Genomic DNA, 3,989 nt, shown 5'->3' on the forward strand with positions numbered 1-3,989 from the left:
CCCGGATGCGGCCTTTGGCCTTATCCGGTCTACATGCATCCGTAGCCCGGATAAGCGCAGCGCATCCGGGGACACCCGCCACCGTACCGCACCCTCGTAGCCCGGATAAGCAAAGCGCACCACGGGCATTCCCTTCGGTCACATCCGGGAATGCCCGACACCCCCGCGTAGCCCGTAATCCGTAGCCCGGATAAGCGAAGCGCATCCGGGAACACCCTTCGGTCACGTCCACGGGCATTCCCTTCGATCACACCACGGGCATTCCCTTCGGTCACCTCCGAGAGATTTTTGCGGTGCTGTTGGAAGGGATGAGAGGGCCGCTTTGCGCCCCATACCCGCGATCTGGCCCGCGCCGTTATCTTCGATGACATCGAAGTCTCATATGATCGAAATCGCCGACACAGCTGTCTCGGCGTCATCCGCCCCGAGGCCTTGGAACAGGCCTCAGCGTGAGTGTTTGGAGTGTCCACGTAGTCTGGTATGTTCAAATCGCTATTCGTATGAGCATTGCTGTGTCCAGGGGGGTTCAACATGTCTCAAACTCGCGACATCACCATTGCGTGGTCAGACGAACTTCGCACCGGCGATGAAGTGGTCGACACGCAGCACCAACGGCTGATCGAGCTGTTCAACCGGTTGGCTGCCGCGCGGGTAAACCAGATCTGCGCCGAGACTGCCGCGTCCATACTGGATGAACTTCTCGATTACTCCGGGTACCACTTCCGTCACGAAGCTGGGCAGATGCGCAAGTGGTGCATCGACGAGGAGCATCAGCGCACCCACCTTGCCGCCCATCAGAGTTTCATCACGTTCCTGCAGCGCACCTCGGCCTTGCTCGAGGATTGCCTTGCTGATGGCATCGAAAATCTCGTTTTGTTCCTGAGCCAGTGGTTGCTGCACCACATCATGGGCATGGATATGCAGATGACCCGCGAAATTCGGCGGCGTCAAACAGATATCGCCGTCACTGGCGCTGCCCAGCAAGAGCATGCCGCCCGCGACCAGATGAACCATGTTGTAAGCGATCTCTACAATAAAGTGGGCGAACGCACATTTGAGCTACATGCACTCAACATGCAACTCACCCGGGAGATCGACGCTCGGCGGCTTTCGGAAGATGCGCTGCTCAAGGTGGATCAGTTATTGCATGGCTTGATCCAGGCAGGTGACCTGTTGCTTACATCGCACGATGAGCAGTCTGCACGGCAGATCATGTGCGAGCAGGTCATGAATGCGGACTTGTTCTTGACATGCTGCATCCTGCAACCCTCGGTATCGGGACAGACGACACTGTTGGCTTTCGCAGGTTCCTCTCAGGTGGCTGAACTGTGCCGGACTTTAGCCGAAGGCGGTACCGAGCACCATTCGATTCAGCAGGCATGGAACGAAGGCTCCATGCTTTGCGTCAACGAAGCCAAATGGATCGCTGACCCATCGCCCTGCATGGAGACGTTCACCCGCGCTGGCATGAGGTCCTGGGCGGCAATACCGATCGATCGCGATGGTGTTCCGTCCTCCATGTTGATGGTGGCCTCGACGCAACCGGACTGCTTCGACACCAAGGTTGCCCTCTTGATGATGCAGGCCAGCAGCCTGCTCAAGCGTGCGTGCGCGCAAATCGAGCTCAAACGCACGCTTGCCGAGGAGCGGCAACAGCAGGGACATTTGGCCAGGCATGATGTCTTGACGGGGCTGCCCAACCGTTTGGGCTTGCGCGAGCACGTGCCGATCGCTTTGGCGAGGGCCCATCGACATCGGACGGCGCTGGCACTGGGCGTGATTGATCTGGATGATTTCAAGCCAGTGAATGACACCTGGGGGCATGCCGCCGGAGACCGGCTGCTGGAGGAGTTTGCGCGGCGACTGCAGTCCCTGTTGCGGGAACCGGACCTGATTGCCCGACTGGGTGGTGACGAATTTGTGGTCGTGCTGGAAGACCTCGATGAGCGTGAGGCCCCCCAGCAGCTGACCAAAACCCTGCAGCGGCTTCATCAAGCCGTGGAGACGCCATTCGAGTTGGCTCCTGGCGTGATGACAAGCATTGGCATGAGCATGGGGCTGGCAATCTTTCCGCAGAATGGCACCGATGCCGATGGATTGATGCGCCAGGCCGATGTGGCTCTTTATCAATCCAAGGCAAACAAGCTCGATCGGGCCAACTGGTGGGCCCGGGAGGCAACCGCTCTCACCAGTCTCCAGGACATCGCTCCGCTTTCCATGTTGGATCCCTATGGCCCGGTGGCCATCGACCTGCTGCAGAAGGTTCGCGAAACCATTGAGCTGGTCGCGAACGATTTTGTTCCTGCGCTTTACGAGAGTCTGGAAGATACCCCGCAGGCCAGGATAGTTCTTGAAAGCCTTGCTCCAGCGGAGCGGCAGGCACTGAATATTCGGCAAGCCGAACATCTCCGGTTTCTGCTGGACGAGTCCACTTCCCAGGAGCAGATTCTGCAACGAGCCTCGCACCTGGGCAAAGTGCATGCGCTGGTCAATGTAAAAAGCAGCCTTTTGATTCAGACGTCCACGTTGTATCGGTCACTGCTGGTCAATCAGCTCGTTCGAACCACGTTGAGGGCGAGTGAACGCCATCAGCTGCAATGGTTGATCTATGCCCGGATGGAGGATGACATCAAGGCATAGTTGCGGGCCCAAGAGGCCCTGCAGGACAGCTATCTGGATTGTTTGGCCACTAAACTTCCTGCCAGCAGCACCCGCTGGATGGATGCCATCGGGATGGAAATGGACGTCCTGAACCGCTTGCCCGGTGTGAAGGCTGTTGTGCTGATGCGACTGCATGCTAGTGGCGTGTTTGTGGTCGAGGCGTTTGCCGGTGCTATCGGCAAACAGGTCGCCCTGATCTTGAGTGACCCTGCGGCCTGCGCACTGGTGGATGCATCGGTGCCCCGGGGCCAGGGCTTGACCGCACAAGCATGGCGCAGTGGCAAGATCAACATTTCGGCCTCCTATAAGCAAGACGCGCGTTACGCTGCGTGGCACGCATTGGCTGCTCCCCTGGGTATCCGGTCGGCCATGGCATTGCCGGTACTGGACCCGCAGGAGCATCCGGTGGCCGTGCTGGGGTTTTACGGGGCCTATCCCAACCAATTTGGCTGTAGCTGGATGTCCCCCTTTGCCCACGGCATCCAGCGACGATGGAGCCAGATTTGGCAGTCCTGTCACGAGGCTCCTGCGGTGTTGCTCACCCCTGAAGTCGTTCAACGCTACCGTACCCGACTGTTCGATGATGGGCTGGTCATGCACATGCAGCCGGTCGTGGATCTGCGCTCGGGCAAGGTGGTCAAGGTCGAAGCGCTGGCACGACTGCAGCTGGACAAGGACCGCTTGATTTACCCCGATGAGTTCATTCCGTTGCTCGGTGAGGTCGAACGGGCGCGACTGTTTCAGTTGGGGCTGGAGCAACTGTTGCAGCATTTGGTCCATTGGCATCGCAAGGGGCTGATGATCGGGGGGAGCGTCAATCTGCATCCGTCGACTTTCCAAAATCCGGACACGCCAGCCGTTGTTGCCGAAGCATTGTCACGCCACGGCATTGGCCCCCGGTATCTCAGCCTGGAGCTACTGGAATCCGGAAGTCTTGACGATCGAGCCCAGCAACAGGCGTTTGATCGCATCATCAAGACCGGGGTGAGCATCGAGATGGACGACCTGGGGTCGGGGTTCAGCAGCTTGCAGCGACTGTCCACGCTCCCGTTTGCGACCACCAAGATCGACCGCAGCCTGGTGAGCGGCATGCACAAGGATCCCCTGAAGACCTTCAGCTTTCTGGCTGCCCTGATCGCACTCGGTCAGGACCTGCATCGCCCGGTGGTACTGGAAGGTTTGGAAAAGCCGTCCATGATTGAGGTGGCGTCGGTTTTCGGCGCGGCCTACGGTCAAGGTTATGCCTTGGCGCGTCCGATGCCCGCCGAAGCCATTTCGGATTGGGTTGCCTCTTTTTCGTTGTCGCCAGCACCACGCCCCATCCGCAC

Annotated in this window: 2 protein-coding genes and 1 pseudogene; all 3 read left to right on the plus strand. The window is 59.1% G+C overall.

Annotation, left to right across the window (positions count from 1 at the left end):
• Positions 1-333 precede the first annotated feature (333 nt).
• Positions 334-453, plus strand: a pseudogene (locus PF446_RS10295) (IS3 family transposase); the annotation flags it as partial.
• A 78-nt stretch (positions 454-531) separates the two neighbouring features.
• On the plus strand, positions 532-2,640 hold the full coding sequence (locus tag PF446_RS10300; protein ID WP_298071336.1) for a diguanylate cyclase: 2,109 nt from the start codon (positions 532-534) through the stop codon (positions 2,638-2,640).
• A gap of 93 nt (positions 2,641-2,733) precedes the next feature.
• On the plus strand, positions 2,734-3,989 hold a 1,256-nt coding region (locus PF446_RS10305), incomplete at its 3' end, for an EAL domain-containing protein (protein ID WP_298071337.1).

It is taken from the genome of Oleiagrimonas sp. (assembly GCF_027858935.1).
In the GTDB taxonomy this organism is placed as follows: Bacteria; Pseudomonadota; Gammaproteobacteria; order Xanthomonadales; family Rhodanobacteraceae; genus Oleiagrimonas.

Excerpts from the sequence above, each read along its gene's own strand:
- PF446_RS10300 (WP_298071336.1), top strand. The coding sequence starts at position 532 with ATGTCTCAAACTCGCGACATCACCATTGCGTGGTCAGACGAACTTCGC.